Annotated in this window: 22 protein-coding genes; 11 read left to right on the forward strand and 11 right to left on the reverse strand. The window is 67.1% G+C overall.

The window, feature by feature from the left end:
• Positions 1 to 443: 443 nt before the first annotated feature.
• The 6 genes from NZ773_15490 to NZ773_15515 are packed head-to-tail and all read left to right on the forward strand — an operon-like array spanning position 444 to position 5,003.
• Positions 444 to 938, forward strand: a complete 495-nt coding sequence (locus tag NZ773_15490; protein ID MCS6803330.1) for a hypothetical protein — start codon at positions 444 to 446, stop codon at positions 936 to 938.
• 20 nt (positions 939 to 958) lie between these two features.
• A complete protein-coding gene (locus NZ773_15495; protein ID MCS6803331.1) occupies positions 959 to 2,539 on the forward strand; it encodes an NAD(P)/FAD-dependent oxidoreductase in 1,581 nt (526 codons plus the stop codon).
• Between the two features lie 5 nt (positions 2,540 to 2,544).
• The gene (locus tag NZ773_15500; GenBank protein ID MCS6803332.1) at positions 2,545 to 3,408 is read left to right on the forward strand and encodes an acetyl-CoA carboxylase carboxyltransferase subunit alpha; all 864 of its coding nucleotides are present in this window, start codon (positions 2,545 to 2,547) and stop codon (positions 3,406 to 3,408) included.
• A gap of 3 nt (positions 3,409 to 3,411) precedes the next feature.
• A complete protein-coding gene (locus NZ773_15505; GenBank protein MCS6803333.1) occupies positions 3,412 to 4,059 on the forward strand; it encodes a sigma-70 family RNA polymerase sigma factor in 648 nt (215 codons plus the stop codon).
• A gap of 27 nt (positions 4,060 to 4,086) precedes the next feature.
• Entirely contained in the window at positions 4,087 to 4,650 is a 564-nt protein-coding gene (locus tag NZ773_15510) for a hypothetical protein (protein ID MCS6803334.1), read from the forward strand.
• Complete coding sequence (locus tag NZ773_15515) at positions 4,650 to 5,003, forward strand: hypothetical protein (protein ID MCS6803335.1); 354 nt, start codon at positions 4,650 to 4,652, stop codon at positions 5,001 to 5,003. The genes NZ773_15510 and NZ773_15515 overlap by 1 nt, the downstream gene beginning before the upstream one ends.
• A gap of 88 nt (positions 5,004 to 5,091) precedes the next feature.
• Here the strand turns inward: NZ773_15515 and NZ773_15520 are convergent, their stop codons facing one another.
• The 8 genes from NZ773_15520 to NZ773_15555 all read right to left on the reverse strand — a co-directional run bounded on the left by NZ773_15520 (position 5,092) and on the right by NZ773_15555 (position 14,837).
• Positions 5,092 to 5,946 (reverse strand): 2-oxoacid:ferredoxin oxidoreductase subunit beta, encoded by an 855-nt coding sequence (locus tag NZ773_15520; GenBank protein ID MCS6803336.1) that lies wholly within the window; start codon positions 5,944 to 5,946, stop codon positions 5,092 to 5,094.
• Positions 5,939 to 7,666: a 2-oxoacid:acceptor oxidoreductase subunit alpha gene (locus NZ773_15525; GenBank protein MCS6803337.1), complete on the reverse strand. Its 1,728-nt coding sequence runs from the start codon at positions 7,664 to 7,666 to the stop codon at positions 5,939 to 5,941. The genes NZ773_15520 and NZ773_15525 overlap by 8 nt, the downstream gene beginning before the upstream one ends.
• A 278-nt stretch (positions 7,667 to 7,944) precedes the next feature.
• Complete coding sequence (locus NZ773_15530) at positions 7,945 to 9,498, reverse strand: ABC transporter substrate-binding protein (GenBank protein MCS6803338.1); 1,554 nt, start codon at positions 9,496 to 9,498, stop codon at positions 7,945 to 7,947.
• A 312-nt stretch (positions 9,499 to 9,810) separates the two neighbouring features.
• Positions 9,811 to 10,557 (reverse strand): ribonuclease PH, encoded by a 747-nt coding sequence (gene rph / locus NZ773_15535; GenBank protein MCS6803339.1) that lies wholly within the window; start codon positions 10,555 to 10,557, stop codon positions 9,811 to 9,813.
• Entirely contained in the window at positions 10,547 to 10,762 is a 216-nt protein-coding gene (locus tag NZ773_15540; protein MCS6803340.1) for a hypothetical protein, read from the reverse strand. The genes rph and NZ773_15540 overlap by 11 nt, the downstream gene beginning before the upstream one ends.
• Positions 10,763 to 10,773: 11 nt before the next feature.
• Complete coding sequence (locus NZ773_15545) at positions 10,774 to 11,949, reverse strand: SAM-dependent methyltransferase (GenBank protein MCS6803341.1); 1,176 nt, start codon at positions 11,947 to 11,949, stop codon at positions 10,774 to 10,776.
• A 93-nt stretch (positions 11,950 to 12,042) separates the two neighbouring features.
• Positions 12,043 to 12,228, reverse strand: coding sequence for a hypothetical protein (locus NZ773_15550; GenBank protein ID MCS6803342.1), 186 nt, complete (start codon positions 12,226 to 12,228; stop codon positions 12,043 to 12,045).
• Complete coding sequence (locus NZ773_15555; protein MCS6803343.1) at positions 12,225 to 14,837, reverse strand: glycosyltransferase family 39 protein; 2,613 nt, start codon at positions 14,835 to 14,837, stop codon at positions 12,225 to 12,227. The genes NZ773_15550 and NZ773_15555 overlap by 4 nt, the downstream gene beginning before the upstream one ends.
• A gap of 50 nt (positions 14,838 to 14,887) precedes the next feature.
• Between NZ773_15555 and NZ773_15560 the strand changes: the two genes are divergently transcribed.
• From NZ773_15560 to NZ773_15580, 5 genes are all read left to right on the forward strand, one after another.
• Entirely contained in the window at positions 14,888 to 15,874 is a 987-nt protein-coding gene (locus NZ773_15560) for a hypothetical protein (GenBank protein ID MCS6803344.1), read from the forward strand.
• A 290-nt stretch (positions 15,875 to 16,164) separates the two neighbouring features.
• Positions 16,165 to 17,229: an LCP family protein gene (locus NZ773_15565; GenBank protein MCS6803345.1), complete on the forward strand. Its 1,065-nt coding sequence runs from the start codon at positions 16,165 to 16,167 to the stop codon at positions 17,227 to 17,229.
• A gap of 32 nt (positions 17,230 to 17,261) precedes the next feature.
• The gene (locus tag NZ773_15570; protein ID MCS6803346.1) at positions 17,262 to 17,729 is read left to right on the forward strand and encodes a hypothetical protein; all 468 of its coding nucleotides are present in this window, start codon (positions 17,262 to 17,264) and stop codon (positions 17,727 to 17,729) included.
• Positions 17,730 to 17,957: 228 nt separating this feature from the next.
• Positions 17,958 to 19,406, forward strand: a complete 1,449-nt coding sequence (glnA, locus tag NZ773_15575; protein ID MCS6803347.1) for a type I glutamate--ammonia ligase — start codon at positions 17,958 to 17,960, stop codon at positions 19,404 to 19,406.
• A gap of 105 nt (positions 19,407 to 19,511) precedes the next feature.
• Positions 19,512 to 21,128 (forward strand): helix-turn-helix domain-containing protein, encoded by a 1,617-nt coding sequence (locus NZ773_15580; protein MCS6803348.1) that lies wholly within the window; start codon positions 19,512 to 19,514, stop codon positions 21,126 to 21,128.
• A gap of 232 nt (positions 21,129 to 21,360) precedes the next feature.
• Here NZ773_15580 and NZ773_15585 read toward each other — a convergent pair whose 3' ends face one another.
• From NZ773_15585 to NZ773_15595, 3 genes are all read right to left on the reverse strand, one after another.
• Positions 21,361 to 22,236, reverse strand: coding sequence for an alpha/beta hydrolase (locus NZ773_15585; GenBank protein ID MCS6803349.1), 876 nt, complete (start codon positions 22,234 to 22,236; stop codon positions 21,361 to 21,363).
• Between the two features lie 150 nt (positions 22,237 to 22,386).
• Positions 22,387 to 24,126 (reverse strand): hypothetical protein, encoded by a 1,740-nt coding sequence (locus tag NZ773_15590; GenBank protein ID MCS6803350.1) that lies wholly within the window; start codon positions 24,124 to 24,126, stop codon positions 22,387 to 22,389.
• Positions 24,127 to 24,405: 279 nt separating this feature from the next.
• Entirely contained in the window at positions 24,406 to 24,837 is a 432-nt protein-coding gene (locus NZ773_15595) for a hypothetical protein (GenBank protein ID MCS6803351.1), read from the reverse strand.
• Between the last annotated feature and the right edge of the window lie 165 nt (positions 24,838 to 25,002).

A 25,002-nucleotide genomic window follows, 5' to 3' on the forward strand; every position in this document is an offset into this window, starting at 1 on the left:
GGCGCGCCCGATGACCGCTCTGACGGCGCAGGAAGGAGCTCGCCCCCACTCCATCTCATGCCACGCAATGACGAAAAAGACCACCGCGCCGCCGCGACAGCAGAGCGCCCGCCGTCACCGTCGTTGCGAGGGATGACCGACCACTCCCACCGCCGCCGCATTCTGGGCGATGACGGAGCGCCCATGGTCACCGTCGTTGCGAGCCGGCCGCAGGCCGGCGCGGCAACCCCGGCCGCATTACCACCCTCCACGCTCGCGAGACGCCGCTCCCGGCCGGGATTGCCACGGCCCGCCTTGCGGCGGGCCTCGCAATGACGGGGAGAAGAGTGCCGCGGCCAGCACCTCTCCGCGAAAAGCTGTAGCGATGCGGCGGCGCGCCGCTTGACAGGGCTCGGCGCGGCGGCTACGGTGCACCCGCTAATATCTGCAACGCGAGGTGCGCTATGGGCATGCCATCCGTCGACGAGATGAAACAGATCGTCCTCGACTTCTGCAAGCCGCCGCGAACCTCCCACATGATCACCATCGACAAGAACGGCATCCCGACCGGCCGGACGCTCGGCGCGACGCTCAACCCGGATATGACGATCGACATCATCACCATCACCGATCTCGGCTTTAAGCGCATCGATCAGGTGCGGCGCAATCCGGGCGTGCTCTTCATCTGGTGGGAGCGCGGCGTCGACCAGGGGCCGGTGCCGCGCGTCGTCTTCGCCAAGTGCACCGCCGAAGTGCTTACTGGCGACCCCGTTCTCGAGTGGTACGACAAGCAGGTTGCTGCCGGCCGCAAATTCGAAGGCACCACGCGCGAGCAGGCCGCCGAGAAGTGGGCGCTTATCCGCGCCAAGGTGAAGCAGTTCCGCGCCGAAGGCTTTACGCGGGAGGGCGAGCAGCTGGAGCGGCATGAGATCCGCTACGGCTTGACGTGGAAGCCCTAGGCGCTGCCGCGGAAGCCGCCATGGTGCCTGACTGGATCGTCGCCGGCGCCGGCCACAACGGCCTGACTGCCGCCTGTTACCTCGCGAAGGCGGGCGAGCGCGTTCTGGCGCTCGATCAAGCCGATGTCGCCGGCGGCGGCGCCTCGACGCGCGAATGGACGCTCCCGGGCTACAAGCACAACCTGCACGCGATGCGGGTGCGCGGCCTCACAGTCGGCCCCGTCTACGAAGAGCTCGAGCTGGCGCGCTACGGCGTCGAGCTTGTGCTTCGGGACGAGTTCAGCGCCCACGTCTTCGACGACGGCCGGGCGATCGTGCGCTACGTCGATCTTGAGCGCACAGTGCGCGACATGGCGCGCTTCTCGGCCCGGGATGCCAAGGCGTATCGCGACCTCTTCTTCGAGACCCAGGACCTGCGCGAGTCCGCGCGCCGCCGCCGGGCCGGCTGGCCGGCGCCTCCCAGCGGTCCGCCGCCGATCGACCCCGACCGGCCGCTCTCGGCGACACTCAACCGCTGGTATCACAGCTCACTCCTTCAGGTCGTCCGCGAGGTGTTTGAGGACGAGCACGTTCAGGTCTTCATGCGCGGCAGCGCCCAAGCGGTCTCCTATCCCGCCGACGTTCCTCTCACCGGTCTCGACCTTGTGCTCGGCATCATGGCGATTCACTCTTCCCCGCTGCATCTCATTCGGGGCGGCTCGGCGATGGTTGCGCGCGCTCTCGAACGCATCCTCAGCGAGCATGGGGGCGCAGTGCGGACCAATGCTCGTGTCCGCGAGATCGTGGTCGAGGGGGGCCGGGCGGTCGGCGTTCGGCTTGAGACGGGCGAGGAGATCCGCGCCGCGAAAGGCGTCATCGCCGGCTTCGGGCATAAGGTGCTGCTTGAGACCGTCGACCATGCCCTCCTCCCGGATGACTTCGTCCGCCCGATCGAACGGTTTCGCGGCGAGGAGATCGTCCTTTTCGCCGTCCACGGGGCGGTCGAAGGGCCGGTCCACTACCATGCCGCGGCAGATAACCCGGACGTCGACCGCTGTCTCGATGTCACCTTCGGGCTGAACAGCCTGCTCGATCTGGTCAAGCAGTACAACGACTGCCGCGAAGGCGCGCTCCCCCGCGTGCTCGGCGGGTTCTGCGATATTCCCTCGGTCTGGGACCCGAGCTACGCCCCGCCCGGCGGACATGTCATCGACATCGGCATCAATGTCCCCTACCGCCTTGCTGGGGGACCAGAGCGCTGGGACGAGGTGGCCGCCGATCTCGGCGCCCGCTTGGTCGACAGCTGGCTCCGCTATGTCGATCTGCCGAAGTCGCGGATCCTAAAGACATTCCCCTACAGCCCGCTCGATATCGTGCGCGGCAATCCCAGCTTCTTCGAGGCGTCGCCAATCCAAGGGTCGGTGCTCCCCGACCAAATGGGGATCTTTCGGCCGGCCTACGGCTGGGCAGAGTACGCGACGCCGATCGCGGGACTGTACGTTGCCGGCTCGACGGCCCATCCGATGGGCGGCATCAGCGGCATCCCCGGTCGCCACTGCGCGACGCGCATCGCTCGCGACTACGGCATCCCAGCTTGGTGGCCGTCCTTTCTGGTACCATAGCAGCTATGCAGCGCAAATCGGCCCGCCCGCGCACCGCCAAGAACGCGCCGCTCACCGCTTGGGACCACGTTCAGCTTGCCCGCCATCCGGCGCGCCCGTATACCCTTGATTATGTCAAATACTGTTTCCGCGATTTCGTCGAGCTGCGCGGCGACCGGCTGTTTCGTGACGACCGGGCGATTGTCGGCGGCCTTGCCAAGCGCGGCGAGCGGACCGTCGTCGTGATCGGCCACCAGAAGGGGCGCACCGCCGCCGAGAATGTCGAGCGCAATTTCGGCATGCCCCAGCCGGAAGGCTTTCGCAAGGCGCTGCGCTTGATGAGGCTGGGCGAGAAGTTCGGCGTTCCGGTGATCACCTTCATCGACACGCCGGGCGCCAGCCCGGATAAGGAGGCCGAGGAGCGCGGGCAAGCGAAGGCAATCGCCGACAATTTGCTGGCAATGGCCAGCCTGCGCGTGCCGCTCATCGGCGTCGTCATCGGCGAGGGAAACAGCGGCGGCGCGCTTGCTATCGGTCTCGTTGACCGGCTCTTGATGCTTGAGCATGCCTATTTTTCTGTCGTCTCCCCGGAGGGGTGCGCCTCGATCCTCTGGCGTGACCCGAAATATGCGCCGGACGCTGCCGAGGCGATGCGGATCACGGCGCGTGACTTGCTCGATCTTGGGCTGATCGACGAAGTGATCCCCGAGCCGGGCAATGGCGCCCACGCCGACCCCGCGGCGGCAGCGCGTGCGGTCGGGCAAGCGCTCGACCGGCATCTCGCCGAACTGACTGCCCGCCCAATCGAAGCGTTGCTCGAAGCGCGCTACGCGCGCTACCGCGCTTTTGGGGTCGTCCTCGACCCCGCGTCGGTGGCGATGGGCGTCTAGCCCATGGAGACGGACGAGATCGCCGCGTCTCCAGCGGCGCAGACGCCGCCTGAACCGGCTTCCGCTGAGGAAGAACAGCTGATCCTTGCCAGCCAAGCCGGCGATATTCAGGCCTTCAACCAGCTGATCGAACGCTATCAGACGCAGGTCTACAACCTGTGCCGCCGAATGCTCGGCGACCCCGAACTTGCTGCCGATGCTACCCAAGAGACGTTTCTGAACGCGTTTGAGCACATTGGCCGTTTCCGCGGCGGAACGTTGAAGACGTGGCTGCTCCGCATTGCCGCGAACGCCTGTTATGACGTAATGCGCCATCGGAAGCGGCGCCCCGCGACGTCGCTCGATGAGATCCTCGATGACGAAGACGACCCGAAAGACTTCGCAGGGAACGGCGAGCTGCCGGAGCAGTTCGCCTTGCGCCGTGAACTGCGCCAGCTGCTCCTCCGTGCCTTGAACCAGCTGCCGCCCGAGCAGCGGATGGTGGTCATCCTGAGCGACATCCAAGGGCTCAGTTACGATGAGATTGCCGAAGTGACCCGCGCTGAACTGGGAACGGTGAAGTCGCGGCTGTCGCGCGCGCGCGCCAAGCTGCGCGACTTTCTTGAGCGCCACCGGGAACTTTTACCCCGGGACTATCGTCAACAAGAGTAAGGCGGCAGCGCCACTCCGGCGTGGCCGATGAGGCATCGCTTCATTCCTCTCGGCGAGGCTATGATGACCGATCAGTCATTGCGCCAAGTGCTTGCGGCGTGTCTTTCGGAGCGTGGCCTTCCTCAAGAAGTGGAAGACCATCTTGCCGAGTCGGCAGGCAGTGATGAGGAACGGGTCGAGCTGCGGTTGACCGTCCTCGCGCTGCGGCAGTTATCAAGTGCAGCGCTTCCCCGTTCATTCGCCCTCGACGAGCTGAGCGTTGCGCGCTACCGTCGCCGCCGGCGCGCGCGGCCGCTCGCATGGGCCCTGCGCTCGCTCATCGCCGCGGCAGCCGTGCTCTTTCTGGTCGTCGGCGCCGGCGATCTCCGTCAAGCGCTCGATCCTCCCGCGCCGGTCCCTCCTCTTGCGGCTACCTCGCAGACCCAAGCGCTTGCCGCCGAAGTGGCGACCGACTCGCTGGCCTCTCGCGGCGGAGGCGCAGTGCCCGCGCTGCCAACCGCGGTCTATCGCGGGCTGGAAGTCGCGCTCGTGAGCGTCGCCGCGGCGGCCGGCGGCGCGCTCTGGTGGCTGTCGCGCCGCACGCGCGCCTGATGGTCCGCCTGCGCGCGCTAGCAGCGCTTGGCGCGCTCCTCCTTGTCGGCTGCGCGATTGGGCAGCCGAGCGGTTCACCGTCCGTGGAGCCCCCGGTCCCGCCGGAAGCTGCTCCGCTCGTTGCTCAGGCGAAAGCCAAGCTCGCCCTCGAGAAAGGCCGCGATCCGAGTGCAGTGCTTCTGCAGCGCATCGAAGCGACCACCTTCAACGACACCAGCCTCGGCTGCCCAGAGCCCGGACGCAGCTATCTCCAGGTCCTCACCCCTGGCTATATCATCACGCTCCGGCTCGACGCTGCCACGTACACCTATCACGCCGGTCGCGATACGGTTGTTCGCTGCGACGGCAAGTAGCGGCGCGCGGCGGCGACGAGAGACCGGCATCACGCAGCGGGCGGCGCCACCCTCCATGAGCCGCTGCCCGCCTCGCGGTGAGGATCGCTTAGGCGTACTGCTGCAGGTAGGCGATTGCGTCAAACGGCCGGCCGCGTTCGGCGGTCCAAGCGCCGATCTTCGCGTGGTAGTCGACCCGGCGCTCGTCTTTGTAGAAGACGCCGAGGTGCACCTTCTCCTCGGTGAGAGCAAGGCGGATGGCCGCTTCGCGGTCGGTTGGATCGTAGTCCGGAGGCAGGTCCTCCACGAGCGCGTCGAAGTAGTTATAGGTGTTGTTGAACTCGGTGCAGGGGCTCTCGACGTGGAGGAAACTGAAGCCCTTGTGGTTGTAGGCCTCGACGATCAGGTCCTCCAGCTGCTTCGGCTTGGCGCTGTAGGCGCGCCCCACCCAGCCGGCGCCGAAGGCGAGGGCGAGCAGCACGGGCGAGAGCGGCTGCACGACCGCGCCATACGGCGTGCTCTTCGTCTTGTGGCCGAGGGGGCTGGTCGGCGACGTTTGCCCCTTCGTCAGGCCGTAGGTCGAGTTGTCCATACAGATGACGGTCAGGTCGATATCGCGCGCTGCGCCGTGAGGCGTGTGGCCGGCGCCGATGGAGAAGAGGTCGCCATCGCCGCCGAAGACGAAGACCGACAGCTCCGGCCGCGCCAGCTTGAGGCCGGTCGCTACCGGAAGCGCGCGGCCGTGCAAGGTGTGCATGCCGTAGGTCTTGACGAAGTAGGGCAGGCGGGAAGAGCAGCCGATGCCGGAGACGACGACCGTATCCTCGCGCCGCAGCCCGAGGCGCGCCATCGCCTTGTAGGTCGCTGAGAGGACGGCGAAGTCGCCGCAGCCTGGGCACCAGACCGGCTTCACCTCGCTGCGGTAGTCTTTCATCGTCAGCGGGGCGGGGGCGACATCAACCACGGGCTTCCTCCTCGATGCGGGCCAGAATTTCACCGGCGGTGAAGGGCAGCCCGCCGAACTTATTGACATTGATCGTTGCGATGCCGAGCGAGGCGCGGAGGTGACGCGCCAGCTGGCCTGAGTAATTATGCTCCACGACGAGGATCTTCGTTTTGTCGGCGAAGAAGGAGCGCAGCTGGTTCTCGGGCAGCGGGTTCAGCACGCGCAGGTGAAGCGAGACTGCCGGGATCCCTTTGGCGTTTGCGCGGTCGACCGCTTCGAGGATCGCCCCTTCGCTTGCGCCCCAGCCGACGACGACGAGCGGCGCGGTGGGATCGCCGTGGAGCGGGAGGGGCTCCTGCTCGAGCTCAGCGCGCAGCGTCTCCAGCTTGCGGAAGCGCTTCAATGTCATCGCGACATGATTGTCGGCGTCAAGGTCGGGGTGGCCATACTCGTCATGCTCGAGACCGGCCGAGACGAACATGCCGTTTTTCTCGCCCGGGATCGCCATCGGCGAGATGCCGCTCGGCGTGATCTTGTAGCGCGCGTAGTTGGCCAAGTCTTCGGCGGTGGGCGCTTCTCGCTCGTAGACCGGGATCGTCGACAGGTCCGGCATCTGAAGCGATTCTGTCCGGTGGGAGAGCGACTGGTCGGAGAGGAAGATCACCGGCACCTGGTACTTCCAAGCGATGTTGAAGGCGCGGACGATCTGACGGAAGCAGTCTTCGACGGAGCCGGGCGCGATGACGACGCGCGGGAAATCGCCGTGGCCGCCGTAGAGCGCGTGATTGAGGTCCGCCTGCTCGAGCTTGGTCGGCATCCCCGTGCTTGGGCCGGAGCGCTGGGCGTCGACGATGACGAGCGGAATTTCTGACATGCCGGCAAGGCCGGTCACTTCGGCCATCAAGGTGAAGCCGGGCCCCGAGGTGGCCGTCATCGCCTTGACGCCGCCATAGCTGGCGCCGACGACCATGCTCGCTGCCGCTATCTCGTCCTCGGCCTGGATCATCACGCCGCCCAATTTCGGCAGTTCGCGCGCCATCGCTTCCATGATGTCGGAGGCAGGCGTGATCGGATAGCCCGCAAAGAAGCGGCATCCAGCATAGAGCGCGCCGGCGACAATCGCTTCATTGCCGCTCATCACCAAGCGCCCGGGGCGCTTTTCGATTGGCGGCAGGTAATACGGGTCTTGCTTGACGAGGTTGCGCTTTGCGTAGTCGTAGCCGATTTGCAGCGATTCGAGGTTCTTCTGGAGCAGCTCGGCGCGGCGGGCGAGCCGGCTGCGGACGACCCCTTCCAGTTCGGCGGGCTCGAGGCCGAACAGCTGGCAGAGCGCGCCGAGCAGGATCAGGTTCTTTCCCCGCATGAAGTCCTGCTGGCGCGCGATGGCGGTCATCGGCACGGCATACTGCGTCTGGTTATGGCCGTTGGCTTCGGGTTTCACCTGATCTGGGTCGTAGACTAGGACGCCGCCGTCACGCAGCTGGTCCTTGTGGATCTCGTACGCTTCTTGGTTGAAGCAGACGAGGATGTCTGGCGCGTCGCCGAGCGACCCGACCTTCTCTTTTCCGATCCGGATCTGGTACCACGCGTGACCGCCCTTGATCTCGGCAGGGTAAGTGCGAAAAGTGAAAATGTCGTATCCGGCTCGGGCGGCGCCGGCGGTAAACATGTCGCTGGCGCTGATCACGCCTTCGCCACCTTCGCCGCCAAGGCGGATCACGAGATCAGACTGTGGCACTCGGGCATCCTCCTCCAGCGCGTGTCGCGCTGCTCGATGGAACGATATTCAGCGCGGCGATGCGCTCACCGCGCGACACCCGCTCGGCACGACGCGAACGGTCGGCTCCTCGCGCGAACAAGGGGCGGCGCGTCTCAGCAGTGAGGAGCCTCGCCTGCAAGCGGCAAGCACTAAAGAGTAGCAGCCGCTTTCCAACGCGATCAAGCGACCGCTGTTCGATCTGTTGATGGCGCTGGGCTCCTCGGCTCAGCGCCATCATCTGCGTCATCGGCGAGCGCTCAGCTGCGGAAGGACAAGGTGTCGAGTAGCGGCGCGCGATCGAAGCGTTTAACGACGCCCTGCAGTGTCGGCGTGTACATATGGATTTCGGTGGTTTGAACGAGGAAGAGGTAGGGCGGGTCTTCGTGCAGCACCTCGAGCGCTTTCCAGATCAGTTCCTCGCGCTTCTTCGGGTCAGTTTCAGTGCGCGACTGCAGGAAGTAGCGGTCGAATTCTGGGTTCTCATAATACCGCGTTGCCGGCGGCTGCCCTGACCAGAACCAGACGAGCGCGGCGTCAGCATCCATAAACGGCGTCGTTATCAGCCCAGACGCCCAGAGCGGCGCGCGCTGCACCCGGCCGAAAATCTTATCTTCGACCGTGGCCTGATCGACAATCTGGTCGAAACTGGCGCGAATGCCGATCGCTCGCAGCTGATCCTGGACGAACAGCCCGACTTGAGCGATATCCGCACGGTCGACTTTCGCTTCGAGTTTCAGGTCGAAGCCGTTGGGATATCCGGCTTCTGCCAACAGCCGGCGCGCCAACGCCGGGTCGTAGGGATACGGCTTCAGGGTCGGATGGTAGCCGAAGACGCCCGGCTGGAGAAATTGCCCCTGTTCGACTTGGGTATAGCCGCGGTAGATGCTCTTGACGATCGCCTCTTTATCGATGGCGTAGTTGATCGCCTGTCGCACCCGCTTGTCGCGCAACGGCTCGTAGTAAATCGCGGTCATGCGGTAGCCGCCGGAAGAGCCGGCGTCGAGTTGCACTGCCTGAAAGCCGGCGGCCTTCAGCGCATCGACTTGGTCGATCGGCGTGGCGCTGATGTAATGCAGCTCTCCTGAGCGCAGCCCGGCGACACGCGCCGATGCTTCAGGCACATTCTTGATAATCACCTCGCTAAACTTGCTCTTCCGCCAGGGATGCTCCGTGTGGGGGACAAGGACCAGCCGGTCGCCCGGAAAGAACTCTTTCACCTTGAACGGCCCGCTTCCGACCGGCCGCAGAGTGAACTCATCGTCGCCGACACGTTCGAGATAGCCTTTCGGCAGGATCGACAGGTAGGCCATTCGCTTCAGCAGCAGCACGTCGACAGATTTGGTCCGGACGCGCACCGTTTTGTCGTCGATCGCCTCTGCGCCCTCGAGGGTGGGAAAGCGTGAAGCGCCGATCGGGTAGCGCTTCTCGGGGTCGATGGCGCGGTTGACTGAGAACGCGACATCGATTGCCGTGAGCGGGGTTCCATCATGGAACCGGCCATCTCCTCGGAGCGTGAACTCGTAGGTCTGCGGGTCGATCACTTTCCACGCCGAGGCGAGCATCGGCTGGACATCGCGGCCGGTCGGGTCTTGGGTCAGGAGCTGTTCGAAGATGTCGAACCGCCGCCCCTCCATACCGATCGAAATAAACGGATGCAGCGTCGGCTGCAGGAAGGAGAACCCCCAAACGAATCGTTGCGGCTGCGGCGGGGCCGGAGCGCGGCCACCGGTTGGCGATGCGGCGGGGTTCGGCGCGCAACCGGCGACAAGGACGACAAGAGCGAGGACGGCGGCGACGCGCGATCGAAGCATCGTAGAGCGACCTCCCGGCGATACACAGTGCCTTACGGGCATTCAGTATATCATATAGGTCCCTTTACGACAGAATAGTGCGCGCGCTCTCCTTCACGCTTGCGCACCGCGGCGGTGCCAGCCGATGCTTCTCCGGCTCGACGGATTCAGCTGCCGCTCCGGTGGGATTACGCGGCCGCGGTTGTGGCGGTAATGTCGCTGACGAACCGCCGCGCTGGCGGGAGGCGGCAGGGCGCCGCACGCTCAGCGGGCCCGCCGGTTGGGCGCGAGACTGCCCCGACCGGTCTCGGCGGCGGCGCGCAAGAAGGGCGATCAACCGGACTGGTCTTGCTCGCTGACCCGCTCCCAACTGCCGCCGAGCGCCGCGCGCTGGATCGCTACCAGTTCGCGGATGCCCGCCTCGGCGAGGTCGATCAGCCGGTTGGCGGCGGCCCGGTCAAACGGCGCTCCTTCCGCTGTCCCTTGGATCTCGACGAAACGACCGCTCGAGGTCATGACGACGTTGAAGTCCACCGCAGCGCGAGAATCTTCCTCGTAGGCAAGGTCGAGGAGCGGCTCGCCGTCGACAATGCCGACCGAGATCGCCGCAACGGCCTCTTTGATCGGCCAGCGGCTTACCGTCTCCTCCGGCAGCGCGCGCAAGGCGGAGACGACGGCGACGAACGCGCCCGTGATTGAGGCGGTGCGCGTTCCGCCGTCGGCTTGAATGACGTCGCAGTCGATAAGCAGCGTCCGCTCGCCCAGCGCCTCGAGATCGACGACCGCGCGCAGCGCCCGCCCAATCAGCCGCTGAATTTCGACAGTGCGGCCGCCCTGCTTGCCGCGTGCTGCCTCGCGCTCGCTGCGGGTGTGGGTTGCCCGCGGCAGCATGCCGTACTCGGCTGTCAGCCAGCCCCCCTTGCCGAGCCGGAAAGCGGGGACGCGCTCCTCGATGGTCGCCGTGCAGATGACGCGCGTCTTGCCGCACTCGATCAGCGCTGAGCCTTCAGCATGCTCGATATAGCCGGGGATGATCCGGACCGGCCGCAGGGCGTCAGCCGCTCGTCCATCAGCGCGCATCGCGATCCTCCTCAGGGCCAAGCAATTCCGGCGCGACCTCGGCGGCAATCTCGGGCCAATCGCGTTCCCAGACGCGCTGTCCGCGCTCCTCAAACTCGCCGGGCGCCAAGATCCCCTTTTCCTCCAGCAGTTCCAGCAGCGCTCGCGTTCGGACGCGCTGCGAGACGACTTCTGAGGCGAGGCGAAAGAGCAGGTCCAGCACCATCGGCACTCCCCTTATGCGCTCGCGTCCGCTTCGGAGAAGTTCCCGCCGAGCAGCGGGATCCGCAGTCGAGCGCGCTCGCGGATCAGGGCCGCTCGCAGTTCGCCGGTGAACCCCGCGAGGGCGAGCGGCACGTCGCCTTTTGCCTGCGCGAAGACGAGAAATCGCCCCAGCCCGCCCGGCGCAGCTAGCTGGGCGATCGCCTCACGGTTCCACTCCCACGTCGCGAGGTCAAGCGGCCGCACGCTGAGCGCATGCAGATAGGCGTCCAGCCCGAGGTTGCGAAGAAATTCTCGCTGCGTGATCAGCCCAATCGGCTGCAAGCCGCACGCTGCTCCCCACCGGCTCAGCGCCGTGAAATCGATATGCGCGGTCAAGTCTTGCTCGCCGACCCACGCGAGCGGATCGTAGTTGACGGTGCCGCCGTGGTAGCAGGTCAGGGTACCCGCGGCATAGTCTGCGCCGTAGCGCAGCGCTGCTGGATAGCCGTAGTCGATCGTGATCACCCAGCCGCGCCGCAGCGCTCGCCCAATCCGCCGGATCGCGCGCGTGGCGGCGAGGTTCACCTCGGTCTGATACCCCTCTGGCAGGGAAACGCCGACCCGCCGGAAATACGCCGCCAGCTGCGGCGTCGAGGGCGGTCCCTCGATCAAGCAAAGCGCGCCGCCGTTCAGCCCGACATAGCGCTCGCGGAGCCGACCGTCCCGCACCGTGACAAGGTGGACTGGCAGCGCGTCGAAAAACTCGTTCGAGAGGACTACCCCCTCGATGGCGGCCGGCATTCCCCCCCACGTGACGCCGAGTCCAGCAAGCCGCGCGCGCTGGCGCGCCCGCAGCGCGCGGCTCGTCTCGACGATGCGGTAGCGGAGCGCCGCTGCGGCCTGCGGCGCAAGGTAGCGGATTTCCGCGATCAGGCTCGCTGCCAGGCCGCCGTTGCCGCCGCCAAGTTCGACGAGGTCGAATGCCGACGGACGGTCCAGCTTCTCCCAGCAGTCGATCAGCTGACGGGCGAGGAGCGCTCCGAAGAGCGGATGGAGTTCGGGCGAGGTGTGGAAGTCGCGGCCGATGCCGGCGCCGCGGCTGTAGTAGCCCAGCGTCGGGTGGTAGAGGGCGAGGGCCATGAACCGGGCAAAGGTGAGCGGACCGCGAGCAGCGATCTCAGCGGCGATCAGGTCGGCGAGCGGGCTCATAGTGAGGTTGTACGCCACGAGGCCCCGCGCGCGCGAGGCGCCCTCGTCGGGCTCCAGGCCGCGATGCGCCGCTCTTCCCTGCAGGCGGTGCCGTCAGTTGCGCGGGTCGCGCAGGGCAAACCAGAACACGACGGAGGCGAAGCCGATCGCCGCGCCGACGACAGCCCAGCCGGCGACGCCGGTCGCAAGCTGCAGCGCTCCCCCCAAGATGGCGCCGCTCGCCAGGCCGGCGAGCAGCCGGGCGGCGAGAAGCGCGCGCCGGCGTGCGCGTGGCCTCACGGCAGGCGGAGCTCGCCGATGAGCAGCCGTCCATCGCCGGGGCCGACGCGAACTCCATCCCGCGTATACAGGCCGGTCCAGAGGCGATAGTCACCCGCCGGGAGGGGGCCGATCGTCAGTTCGCGGTCGTCAATGACAATCTCTCCGCGGATCCAGCCGCTTGTCGGGATCGCCCCGCCGGGAGGAGCGTCCACTTGGGCGACGATCCGGTCGGCGGCGTCAACGAGATGCAGGAAGGCGACGAGGTCGATGGTCGGCTCGCTCGCTGCCTGCCAGACGAGGCGCGTCCGCAGGCGCTCGCCGGCGCGCGAGGTCGCTGCGCCAACGAGGCGGATCCCGGCGCCGGCGTCGAGGTCGAGACGGATGATGTCCGGGGGAACGGTTGTCTGATGCGGCCGGGACAGGAGGTCGATTGCGCCGAGGGAGGCGACGCCGGCGGGACCAAGAAGAGCGAGCTCGCCTCGGCCGCCATTGCCGAGCTGCCAGCGGCTCGGAGGCAGGCGAAACGGCAGCAGCCGAAATTCGCCCCGCCGCAGCGCCGGGATGGTGATCGGAGTTTCGACCCGGTCGCTGCCCGCTCGCAGGGCAATCCGTGCCTCCACGGCGCCGCCCCCCGCTCCCCGCACGAGCACCCGCCCGGCGAGCGCTTGGCCCGACTGCAGCTGTTCGCTCTCAAGGTCGAGGCCGATCACTTCTACCGCTGGGCTGATGCTTCCCTGGGCACGGCGCGTGAGGGGAGGCGGGGAACGGTCGGAGCGCGGGTCGGGAGCGATGTCGATCGTGCCGATCACTGTGCCCTCAGGAGGACGCATCTCCCCGCGGGCGCTATAGACCACCACTGCGACCTGATAGCGGCCCGGTGCCAAGCCGACGGGGAGCTCGAGCCGGCGCGGGTCGCGGTAGAGGGTGCCCGGCTGCCATGCGGTGGTCGGCAGCGCGCCTTCGAGAGGCGGCGCATCGGCTTGCGCCCAGACATAGCCCGTCTCGTCCTGCAGCCGCAGCGAGACGCGATAGGCGGCATCAGGCCGCTGCCGCGCTTGCCAAAACAGCCGCACGGCGAGCGGCTCGCCAGAGTGAGGAGGCGGCCCAGCAACTTCATAGCCGACAAGGCGCAGGCCGCCAGGATAGTCGCGCTCGACGCGTGTCGCCGGCTGCGTTCCTGGCGGCGGCGCGGTCACATAGCGTGCGAGGCGCACCGTTCCGTACCAGGCGTCGGCGACCTTATACGCATGCTCGTCCAGCCAGCCCTCGACGAAACTCGTCGGGTCCATGCTGGCGTTGCCGTAGAGGACAAGCCAGACCCCCGGGTGCTGCTGCGCCAGCGCCCGCAGCTTCGGCTCCGTGATTGCCGGGTCGAGCGGATCCTCGTACGGCAAGCCGACAAGCGGCAGGGGTCCCTTGTAGTAGTAGGGGAAGTTGTAGATCTGCCACGGCGCATTCAGCACGATGGCATCATCAGGCTGGGCGTTCGCGGTGATTGTCTGCGCGACGCCCCGGTAGTCATCGCGGAAATAGCGCGGGTTGAAGTAGTTGTTGGCGAGAGAGACCCCAGCCGTCGCGCCGAGGATGAGCGCGCCAGCGAGAGCAGGCGGCGCGGTCAGTACAGTTGCCCGCCGCGGCTGGCGCAGCGCGAGCGCGATCCCTGCGGCAAGGAGCAGATAGAGCGCCGGGGTCGCAAAGAGAAGATAGCGCGGCAGAAAGTGCGGATAGCGCAGGTTGATCGCGAACACCCCGATGAGGGGCACGGCGAGGTAGAGCGGCAGCAGCAGCCGATAGCGTCCGCGCGCCATCGCCCCAAGCCCGAGCAGAGCGAGGAGCCCGACTGGCCACAGCGGCCAAGCGAGCTGGTCAGGGTCGGCGGTGACGCCGACAATAGCGGTCGTCCAGTTGAGCTGCAGGAAGCTCGGCAGGTCGTAGGTGACGAAATCCTTGCCTTTATGCTGCGCTTGCTCCGCGAGGCGGCCTGCGGCGACCATGGCCCAAGGAGCAAACGCGCCGAGAATGATGCCGTTCGCCGCGACAAGCCCGCCGAGGCCGCGCCACTCCCGGCGCAGCAGGAGCACCGCTCCTCCGGCAAGAGCGAGCCCGGCCACTGCGAAGCCGGCGTAGTAAAACGTGTACAGTCCGAGTGTTCCCGCGAGCGCGAAAAGCCCCCAGCGCTGCCAAGCGCGCGGCCGGTCGAGCGCCCAGACCAGCGCGTTCGCGGCAAGCAGTCCGAGTGCGGTCGTCCAGATGTGCATGCGGGCTTCCTGCGAGTAGTAGACGTGAAAAGGCGCGATCGTCGCCAGCCCGGCGGCGACTATGCCGGTTGGCTGACCGAGCAACGCGCGCCCGAGGCGAAAGAGGAGTGCAACCGTCAGCACTCCGCCGATGAGCGAGAAATAGCGCACTGCCAGTTCGCTCTCGCCGGCGAGACGGACCCAGAAATGGAGCGCAAAGAAGTAGAGCGGCACATGATTGAGGTCGACGAAGATCTCCCGCGCAAGGTCGGGAAGCGAGGAGCTCGCAAGGTAGAGGCCGTATCCTTCATCGGCCCAGAGGCTTTGCGCGCCGAGCCGGAAGACCCGCAGGGCGAAAGCGAGAAGCAGCAGGACGACGATCACGACCACGTCTCTCAGCCGGCTGCCGGAATTGTGTCACACCGCAGAAGGGAGAACGCGTGAGGCGGCTGCATCTACGACTACGACGCTCCGCGCTGGCGGAAAACGGGCTGCTCCTGGGCTGGCGAGCGCTGCTCGGCGCGCTGGCGGCCGCGGTGCTGGCGCTGCCCGCAGCAGCCCAGCCGCCCGGCCTGACGATGACGCTCATCGCAGAAGGCAGCCAACGGGCTCTTCCCGCCGGTCCTCTCGTCTGGCAAGGGAGCGAACACGTCATCCTGCCGGGCGCCCCGCCTCTCGTTGTCGGCGAGGATGCCGGCTTCACCTGGGTCGTTGAGGGGACGGCGCAGATTGACGTGGCGGGGCAGCCGGCGGTGATAGCGCCCGCCGGGACCGCGATCGCGGCCGCGAGCGGCGCCCGACGGATCGTTCGCGGCCTCGCGCCGACGGGCACCGTGATCTGGATGCTCGGCCTCGGCGGTCCGCGCCCGAGCGCGGTCCAGGTCCCGCCGCGGCTGCTGTTCCAGAGCGCGCCGATGCTGCCGCCGAGCGATGAGGGGGTGGTCTTCCAGATGTGGCAGATCGATCTCGACGGGCCGGGCGAGCTGGCGGGAGGGGCGCGGGCGGGCACAGTGACCCTGGTCGTTCGCGAAGGAAACGTCTTGGTCCGCGTGGCCGACGGCAGCGCCGTCCTCCGTCGCGGGCAGGTCACGGCCGTTGCCGCAGATAGCCGCCCTTGGCTTATCCCGCTCGGCGGTCGGCCGGCGCGTCTCGTCGCGCTCACGCTGCTCGCCGCCGCTGCGACCGCTTCCGAGGTCAGCGCTGCGCCGGCATCCCCGGGGCGGAGCGGCGCGCTTGCACTGCTCTCCGCTCCGGCGCGCGCTCCTCGCCGCCTGCTTGGCGCTCGCGGCGCTGCGCGCGTGAGCAGGGGGAGCGCCGGCGGCAGCAGCGCAGGAGAAGAGCGGCTCCTGGGGCCGCAGGGGGGCCGGGCGGCCTTGCTGCGCGCAACGGCCATCCCGCCCGCTCCGTCGGCGCTGCGTTGCCGATGAGGGGGCCTGCACGCCGGCGCTCCCCTGCGCTTCGCTGCCGCGGGGAGAGGCGCGAGGGGAGGGTGTCCTGAGAGCGGCATGGGAGAACCTAAGCGAGGAGCCGCGGCCAAAGGGCATGGCGGCGTCTCCTTGCGGCGGGGCGCGGTCCGGCGTCGCTGCGCAGAGCCGCACGGCAGAACGATACTCCAGAAAAGCGCCGCTGCGCCTGCGGTGCCGTGTATACTCCCGAGGTCAGTGGACTCTCGGCGCAAGGTATGCCGCAACGCTCTCGAAAGCCGCTAGCGAAACGAGTGCGCCGCCACGCGGTCAGCCTCTCTCCGGAGGTAGCACAGCGCGTTGGGCGGTGGGTTGTGCGGATTGCGATTGCTACCAGCCTCGCCTTTTTCTTCAGCGGGAGCTTGCTCTTCGGCGCGACCTTCATTCAGCGGACTGGGACAATCGCCGTTGCTTGGGCGGACGTTGCGCGCCGGGCGGCCGAACAGACGCAGACAGCCTTCCGGTCGTCGAGCGTTTCCCAGACGGAGGAAGGGCCGGTCTGGGGCGGACGCGAGCGCGTCAACATCTTGCTGATCGGGCTCGACAACCGCGAGAGCGAGGGGGGAGACTGGGCGCGCGCCGACACGAACATGGTTGTGACGATCGACCCGGCCACGCGGACGGCCGGTCTCCTCTCTATTCCGCGGGATGTGTGGGTTGTCTATCCGATCAGCAGCGGCTGGCGCGAAGATCGCATCAATGCCACGTGGGTCCACGCGCGCGCCACGCGCTATCCTGGAGGCGGCCCGGCGCTCGCCAAGCGCGTTGTCTCCTATAACCTCGGCATCCCGATCCATTTTGTCGCCTATGTCGACTTTGCCGGCTTCATCCGAGTGGTGGACATGCTCGGCGGCCTCACAGTCGATGTGGCGCGCCCGCTGAAGGACAATGAATATCCCACCGAGTATTACGGCTATCAGCGCATCTATTTCCCGCCCGGCTTGCAGCACATGAACGGCGCCGAAGCGCTCATCTATGCGCGCTCTCGTCATCAAGACTCCGACATCTACCGCGCAAGCCGCCAGCAGCAGCTGCTCTTGGCGGCGCGCGAAAAGGCGCTCACCCTCGACCTCCTGCCGAAACTGCCATGGCTGCTGTCCGAAATGAAGGACACCGTCCAGACGGATATGAAGCCGACGGAGATCCTCGCTTTGGCGCGGCTGGCCGCGACTATCGAGACGCGCGACCTCGTGATCCGGACGGTGCCGACTTCCAGCTTCACCACCTCGCAAGGGGCAGCGGTCCAGCTGATCGATACCGCCGGGCTGCGGCGCGTGCTGGACGAAGTGTTTCACGCGCCGTCCCGTCCCGCGAACTGACCCCGCCGGAACTCGGCCGACGAGGAAACAGGATGCGACCGATCTATCACGTGGCCGTCAGCGGCGCCCTCGCCTTGGTCCAGTGGCGGCTGACGGGAGACCGCCGTGCGGCGCTCTGGACCTTCCTATCCGGAACGCTGATCGATCTCGATCACCTCCCGGATTACCTTCTCAACGCACGGCGCGAGGAGATCCGCCTGACGTTCGTGCTCCATTCGTGGGAGCTGTGGGGTGCGGTCGCAGTCATCGCTTGGGCGCGCGGCGGCGTCCGCACGGCGCTCGGGGTCGTCGGCTCTCCGGTGCTGCACCTCTGGCTCGATGTCTGGGGGAACCGGGTGCCGGCGCGGTTCTTCCTTTTTTTCTGGCGCGCACAGCGCGGCTTCTCAGTTCGGTCGATCCGCACAAAACCCGTTCGGCGTACCTTTCCCACCGCGGTGCACGCTATCCCAAGCTACATCCTCGCCAACCTCATTGGCCCGCTGCGCCGCCCCCGTGAGTAGCGATCTTTGGGCAAAATATCCGAATACAATACCCTGTACCCGCTGGTTTCTACTCCGGTGTGCTCTATTGTCGCGGCAGATGGCGGTCCTATAGGATAGTTTTGGGCATTTTGTACAAGAATCAGGCCGATCTTTCAGCGGAGATGCGCATAGCACGCGGGCGGCTCTTCGTCAAAACTTCCAGAGAATTCTGGCGGGCCGACGCCCGCGGCGAGGGAGAATACGTCGATGGTTGTGGAAGCGAAAGTCAAGGGACTAGCCACCCCGAAGGATGTCATCGACTTCATCCGCACGAGCGGAGTGAAGTTTGTCGATGTCAAGTTCATCGACCTGCCGGGCACCTGGCAGCACTTCTCGGTGCCGGCGCAGACGGTGGATGAGGACGTCTTCGTCGAGGGGCTCGGGTTTGACGGCTCGTCGATCCGCGGCTTCCAGAAGATCAACGAAAGCGACATGCTGCTCATCCCCGATCCCACGACCGCCTTCATCGACCCCGCCTGCGAAATCCCCACCCTCTCTCTGATCTGCAACATCAAAGACCCGGTCACTGGCGAGACCTACAGCCGCGATGCGCGCTACGTTGCGCAGAAGGCGGAGAAGTATCTCGTTTCAACGGGAATTGCCGATACGAGCTACTGGGGACCTGAGGCGGAATTCTTCATCTTCAACGACATCCGCTTCGGCTCGAATGCCCAAAGCGCCTTCTACTTCATCGACTCCGAGGAAGGCATCTGGAACAGCGGGCGCGATGGCGACAAGCCGAACTTGGGCTATCGGCCGCGCACCAAGGAAGGCTATTTCCCGACGCCGCCGCTCGACCGGCTGCAGGATCTGCGCTCGAAGATCGTCCTAGCGATGATCGAATCCGGCATCGAGGTCGAAGTGCATCACCATGAAGTCGCTACTGCCGGCCAGGCCGAGATCGACATGCGCTTCGACACTCTCGTCAACATGGCCGACAAGGTGTGCAAGTACAAGCACATCGTCAAGAACATCTGCTTCCAGAACGGCTACACCGCGACGTTCATGCCGAAGCCGCTCTTCGGCGACAACGGCTCGGGCATGCACACGCATCAGAGCCTCTGGAAGGACGGCCAGCCGCTGTTCTACGACCCCAACGGCTACGCGCTCTTGTCGGACATCGCGCGCTGGTACATCGGCGGGCTGATCAAGCATGCTGCCTCGATCCTCGCTTTCGCTGCGCCGACGACCAATAGCTATCGCCGGCTTGTCCCGGGCTATGAGGCGCCGGTCAACCTGATCTACTCGCAGCGCAACCGTTCGGCGATCTGCCGCATCCCAACCTACTCCACGAACCCGAAAGCGCGCCGGATCGAGTTCCGCGCTCCCGACCCTTCCTGTAATCCCTATCTCGCCTTCTCGGCGATGCTGATGGCAGGGCTCGACGGCATCCAGAACCGGATCGAGCCGCCGGCGCCGCTCGACAAGAACCTCTACGAGCTTGAGCCGGAAGAGGCGATGAATGTCCAGAGCACGCCGGGGTCCCTCTCCGAAGCGCTCGACGCGCTCGAGAAGGACCATGACTACCTCCTGAAGGGCGGGGTGTTTACGAAGGACCTCATCGAGGCGTACCTCGAGTACAAGCGCGTCCATGAGGTCGAGCCGGTTGCGCTGCGGCCGCATCCCTACGAGTTCCATCTCTACTACGACATCTAGGGGGAATGGCGCGGCGCGTCCCTCGAACGTCGGGCACTCCGTTGGGCGGAAGGGCAAGAGCGCCCTTCCGCCTCGTGCGCTCTCCGACAGGCGAGCAGGCGACTGATGCTGACGATCGACGATCTGATCCACACCACCCTGACGCCCGAGGCGACAGTCGTCGCGGGCGCCGAGCATCTCGGCGTCGATGTCTCTTGGGCGGTGGCGCTTCGCTCACGGCCCCCAGCCTTTGAGGGCTTGAAGGGAGGAGAACTCGCGATCGTCTCGCTCGCCACGATGCACCAACTTGACGACCGGCTGACGCTCGCCCGGCTGATCGAGCAGATCGCCGGCTTTGGCGTCGCTGCCGTTGCGGTCATCGGGACGGTCGACGAGGAGGCGCGGCGCGCCGCCGCGCGGCTTGGCCTGCCGGTCATTCAGCTGCCCGAGACGGTGAGCGCGCGCGATCTCGAAGGACGAGTGACGCGCGCGATTGTCGAACGGCGCGCCGAGCTCCAGCGCATTGGGCATGACCTCTACCACCAGCTCCTCGAGCTCGTTGTCGCTGGCCGGGGCGCCGAAGCGGTTGTCGCGAAGCTCGCCGAACTGACAGGCCGGCCGGCGATCTTGCAAGATGCAGCGCTCAACCTCCTTGCCGTCCGCTTCCCGCCGGGCGCCAACCCCAACGCGGATCTCGCGGCGATCGTTGCCGGACAGCGCGGCGGGGAGGTCGCTCGCCTCCTCGCGCTCGGCGCCAATGCATCCGACCCGCCGACGGTGCGGTTGCCGCTCCCGGTCGAGGGCTTGGCGCGGGTCGTCGCGCCGATCGGGGGCGCCCAAGGGCGCGACGGCTATCTCTCCATCGTCGGCACGCCGGCGGAACTGGGGCCGTTTGAGCGCCTCGCGGTCAGCCGTGCCGCTGCCGCCTGCGCCATTGACTATGCGCGCGAGCGCGCTGCCCGCTCCGACAGCGACCTCCGCCTCGCGGAGCTGCTCGATGAACTGCTGAGCGGCAGCTACCCCAGCGAGGCGGCAATCGTCAGCCGAGCTCACCGGCTCGGGTGCGACCTCACGGCGCCGCACCGCGCGCTCGCCGTGCGCGGGGTCGACGCCGAGGGGCTGCCGACGGTGCGGCCTCTCGAGCGGCTGGTGCGGCGCGAACTCGCGCGCCGAGGGCTATCGGTCGCCCTCCGCCTCGACGCGACGGGCGCGCTGCTCCTCCTCCCGGCGACGCTCTCCCCGGAGGCGGTCCAGCTGTTTGTCGTCCAGCTTCGCGAGGGACTGGTCGGCTTTGGAGGGCATCTTGCTGCCGCGCTCTCCCGGCCCGCGAGTGGGCCGCATGAGATTCGCCAGGCCCTGCAGATCGCCCAGCGAACGCTCGACTACGCCATTCGCGCCCACGGGCCGGATGCATGGTGTGTCGTGAGCGAGCTCGGCGCGGACGAGCTGCTGCTCAGTCTTGGGCCGTCGCCGCTCCTCCGCGCCTTTCGGGATGACTGGCTGGAGCGCTTGGCGGCGTACGACCGCCGGCACAAGACGCAGCTCGTCCAGACCCTTGCGGTCTACTTCGATGCCCACGGAAGCCCCACCGAGGCGGCAGAGCGGCTCCATCTGCACCGCAATACGCTGCTCTACCGGCTCCAGCGGATCCGCGAGATCACGGGCCGCGACCCCGATGACCCCCGGGCGCGGCTGGCGTTTCACCTCGCGCTCCGGATTGACCACGTTCTCGGTCAAGCATAATCAATCGCTTATCGATCGTATACCGGCGATAGCGAAACGATCGCTTTTTCCTCTTGAATCTCTTCTGTCGGCGTGGGATACTGTCCTTGTCCCGAGTGGCGCGGAGCCGATCGAGACCAGTCGAGCAAACCTGAGTTGGGGAGTTCTCCCCAAGTCGTGGATGTTCGCAGGGCTCGAACTGGAAACCGGTCACTCGGGATATTTGTGTTCCGGCCCTTCCCTGCAAGCGCAGCTAGAGCGCTGCGAAGAACTCCCCGACCGCCGCTGCCCAGCCTCGCGGGCGCTCGTACATCGGCCACGATGTTGCTCCCTCGACGATGCGCACTGACGGCCGCAGATGCGCCGCGGCGTTCAGGACGAGGTCGCGATGGGCGAGGAAATGGTCCCCGGAGGTCCAGACAAAGCGAGTGGGCACGCGCAGGGCCGAAAGGTCGGCAAGAAAATCGTACGTTGCCAGCGCGTTATGCCCTTCGGCTGAGCGCGGCCCGGCGCGGTACATGTCGAAATTCATCCGCATGGTCATGACGCGGAACCGCTGCTCGGTCACCTGCGGGCGGGGGGTCCACTGATCGATCGGCGGCATCGCCGGGGAGCCGTCCGGGTGGTACCAGCTTGCGGTAGCGCGCCCCATCCGCTCTTTTCCCGCCTCGTCGAGATAGGGCAGCTTCGAGAGGACGAGGCGTGCGACGCGGTCAGGATGGTCCACGGCATAGCGCAGCGCTGCTGCTGCGTGGGAGGCATGGCCGATCACGCCGAACTGCTCAAGCCCCAGCGCATCGACAAAAGCGCTGAGTGCGTCGGCGTAGCCGGCTACCGAGAGGGGCTGCGGCGCTGGCGGTGTCCCGCCGGTGCCCGGCATGTCGAGGGCGTAGACGCGCATTCCCTGGGCCGCGAGGTGCGGCAGCACACTCACCCACGCGAGTGACGAGAGCGGGACGGCGTGAAGGAGGACAACGGCAGGGGCGCGCTCGTCACCGACCTGCCGATAGCACATCCCGCCGCGGCGGGTGCTGATCAGCCAAGCGGGAATGCCGCCATCGAGACGCTCGTCAAGCGGCTCGCTGTCGTCGCCGGGGATCGCGATGACCTGTTCATCGAGGTCGACCATGGGCGGCTCCTTTCTCCTGCTGCCGGGCATGGTGCTGCGCCGGCCTGGCTACTTCCGGGGGCGCGGTGAAGCGGCGGGAAAGCGGCGCTGGGCGCGGCATCCGCGAACGGCCCGCGCCGGCCCCGCAGCGCCGGCGCGGCGGCTGCCCCGTCATTGGGCGCGGCGCGCTGCCGGCGCAACGAGCGGCCGGTAGAGATGCGGACGCCGGTTCAGGATGGCATCCGTTCGCGGCAGCATCTCCTTCGTGCGGGAAGCTTCGGGGTCAAGCGTCTGGAACAAGATCGCTTCGCGTCCGGGTGGGGCGAGGGTGAGGTAGGAGGGGTTCAGCTTCCCGCGGAACGGCTGGGGGAAGCGCGGGACGGTGGCGATGATGCTCCCCCGCGCCACTGGCGAGTCGGGTCGGGCGGCGGCGATGATGCTGAGATGGTTCTCGGCGGCGCGTTCGGGGAGGGCAAGGTCCGGCTCCCAAGGCACGACCCATGTCGTTGGGTAGAGGATAAGGTCGCTGCCGAGCAGAGCGAGAATGCGCGCCGCTTCGGGAAAGAGCCCGTCGTAGCCGGCAAGCAGCCCGATCCGCCCGGCGGCAGTCTCGAACGCGTGAAAGGCGTCGCCGGCGGTTGCCCATGCGCGGTCCGGCTCGCGCAGGTGCACCTGGCGGTAGGCGCCGACGAGCGCGCCGTTCTCCCAAAGGAAGACGGTGTGGAAGAAGCGGTCTCCCTCGCGCTCGACGAGGCTTGCCGCCACGATGGCGCTGCGCTCGGCGCTGAACCGCTCGAGAGAGTGCCGCACTGCCGCGCTCTCGGCCGCCGCCCGCGCCGGGTCGCGCGCAATCGCCTCCGCCGCAAAGGGGAATACCTCTGGAAAAACGATGAGCGTCGCGCCGTTGTCGGCCGCCTCGTGAGCAAGATCGAGCGCGCGCAGGACGGTGGCCTCGACGTTCGTAACGAGGCCGACTTGGATCGCGGCCGCGCGCAGCGGGGCGACCGGTCGGCGGGAGGGCGCCGCGACAGCGGGGAGCTGCTCGGTCGGCGTGACCAGCAGACGGTAGGCATCTGGCCGCCGGTCGGCGAAGAGGTCGCCGACGCCGGGAATGCGCTTGTCGTCGGCGAGGTCGGGCTGAATGGTCGCGTAGACCAGCTCGACGGTGTCAACGCCGCCCTTAGCGACCGGCGTGCCGGTCGGGTCGACAACTTGGCTCTCGCCGGGAGCATTCCAGAGGTGGCGCTTCATTCCTGTCTGCTCGAGGATGCTGTCGACGACCGCGCTCGGAGGGGCGAGCGGCCCCGACTTGCAGGACGAAGCGACCCAGACATGGTTCTCAGCAGCGCGCACGGGGATGTGAAGCGCGCCTTCATCTCGGGCGTTCGAGCTGAGGGTATTGAGCAGGATCTGGGCGCCGCGCAGGGCGAGATTGCGCGCTGTCTCGGGAATGATCCCATCCATACAGCTGTAGAGGCCGATCCGGCCAAGCTCGGTCTCAAAGACAACCGCCTCGTCGCTGGACGGCTGGATGAACTCGTTCTCGAGGTAGATCAGCACTTGCTTGCGGACTGTCCCGACGATCGCGCCCTGCCGGTCGATCAGGTAGTTCTGGAGGTAGACCGTCGGCTTCGGTCCGCGGGTGGTGGCGTTGAACAGCACCCAAATCCGGTGGCGGCGGGCAGCAGCACGGATCGCGCCGACCCACGCTCCCTCGGGGTCAACGGCGACCTCCCAGCAGTGATCCTGGTCGCGGTATAGGGCGGCGTGGTTGCTGAACTCGGGAAACAGTACGAGGTCGGCACCGTGCGCTGCGGCCTCGGCGATGCGCGCGAGGATCGCGTGGAGGTTCTCGTCCAAATCGTCGGTGACAGGATACTGACTCGTTGCGATCGTGACCGAGCGCGCCATCTGCCCTCCCCCAGCCAAGCCGGCCGAACGGCAAGAATTTGCGCCTACTATACGGCGGCGCGGGGAAAAACAAAAGCCGAGGGGCAGACCTGCTGCCCCTCGGCACCGGGCGCCTCCTCCGAGCGACTGGGGTCGCGTCGCGCCGCCGAGCCCCAACAGTTGCGGGCGGTGCGGGGCTCATCGGCCGGTGGACCCGATTCCGGCCTAGCGGCTCGGCGCACACCCCACCCTCTTGGAGGCACCTCTGTTATAACGAGCGTGCAGTCCGCTTGGTAGCAGTTAGCCGCCAACAAGCAAGCAATTTGGCCGACGGCGCGCCAGAGCCTCGGCATACCGGACAGCACGCTGCGCTTCGCTCACGATGACGCGCACGGCCTCGCTGCCGTCTCCGAGCGAACAGTCGCTGTCGGGTCGGCGCTCCCGCAGGGCGGAGCGGAGGTCGAGCGCGAGTGCCAGCGACTCGCGCAGGTGGGTAGCAACGGGGTCGCCGCCGAGCGCCGCTCCGAGCAGTTGCCGCCACGCTGCGAGGCAGGGCGTTCCCGGAGCGGTGCCCATCGCGGCTTCAAGGGCGAGCAGCGCGATCACCCCGCGCGGCAATCCTGATCGCTCGAGGAGGGCGCACACCCAGGCGTAATCGCGGCCGGCAGCGGACGGCAGATCGCGCAGGACGGCGCGCGCGATGCGTGCTGCGAGATCAAGGGGGGCGGTCATACGGCGTCGTCGAGGAAGGAGGCTTGGCTCGGCGCCACGACGCGCTCCGGCTCGCTGCTGGAGGAGACTGCCGGCAGAGGCGCCTGCCGCGCGCGGAGCTCGGCCTCGAGCTGGTCGGTCAACTCCGGATGCGCCTTCAGATACTCCCGCGCATTCTCCCGCCCT

Source organism: Dehalococcoidia bacterium, assembly GCA_025054935.1.
In the GTDB taxonomy this organism is placed as follows: domain Bacteria; phylum Chloroflexota; class Dehalococcoidia; order SpSt-223; family SpSt-223; genus JANWZD01.

Coding starts and splice junctions, on each gene's coding strand:
- NZ773_15490 (MCS6803330.1), top strand. CDS start 444: ATGGGCATGCCATCCGTCGACGAGATGAAACAGATCGTCCTCGACTTC.
- NZ773_15495 (MCS6803331.1), top strand. CDS start 959: ATGGTGCCTGACTGGATCGTCGCCGGCGCCGGCCACAACGGCCTGACT.
- NZ773_15500 (MCS6803332.1), top strand. CDS start 2,545: ATGCAGCGCAAATCGGCCCGCCCGCGCACCGCCAAGAACGCGCCGCTC.
- NZ773_15505 (MCS6803333.1), top strand. CDS start 3,412: ATGGAGACGGACGAGATCGCCGCGTCTCCAGCGGCGCAGACGCCGCCT.
- NZ773_15510 (MCS6803334.1), top strand. CDS start 4,087: ATGAGGCATCGCTTCATTCCTCTCGGCGAGGCTATGATGACCGATCAG.
- NZ773_15515 (MCS6803335.1), top strand. CDS start 4,650: ATGGTCCGCCTGCGCGCGCTAGCAGCGCTTGGCGCGCTCCTCCTTGTC.
- NZ773_15530 (MCS6803338.1), bottom strand. CDS start 9,498: ATGCTTCGATCGCGCGTCGCCGCCGTCCTCGCTCTTGTCGTCCTTGTC.
- rph (MCS6803339.1), bottom strand. CDS start 10,557: ATGCGCGCTGATGGACGAGCGGCTGACGCCCTGCGGCCGGTCCGGATC.
- NZ773_15540 (MCS6803340.1), bottom strand. CDS start 10,762: ATGGTGCTGGACCTGCTCTTTCGCCTCGCCTCAGAAGTCGTCTCGCAG.
- NZ773_15545 (MCS6803341.1), bottom strand. CDS start 11,949: ATGAGCCCGCTCGCCGACCTGATCGCCGCTGAGATCGCTGCTCGCGGT.
- NZ773_15570 (MCS6803346.1), top strand. CDS start 17,262: ATGCGACCGATCTATCACGTGGCCGTCAGCGGCGCCCTCGCCTTGGTC.
- glnA (MCS6803347.1), top strand. CDS start 17,958: ATGGTTGTGGAAGCGAAAGTCAAGGGACTAGCCACCCCGAAGGATGTC.
- NZ773_15580 (MCS6803348.1), top strand. CDS start 19,512: ATGCTGACGATCGACGATCTGATCCACACCACCCTGACGCCCGAGGCG.
- NZ773_15585 (MCS6803349.1), bottom strand. CDS start 22,236: ATGGTCGACCTCGATGAACAGGTCATCGCGATCCCCGGCGACGACAGC.
- NZ773_15590 (MCS6803350.1), bottom strand. CDS start 24,126: ATGGCGCGCTCGGTCACGATCGCAACGAGTCAGTATCCTGTCACCGAC.
- NZ773_15595 (MCS6803351.1), bottom strand. CDS start 24,837: ATGACCGCCCCCCTTGATCTCGCAGCACGCATCGCGCGCGCCGTCCTG.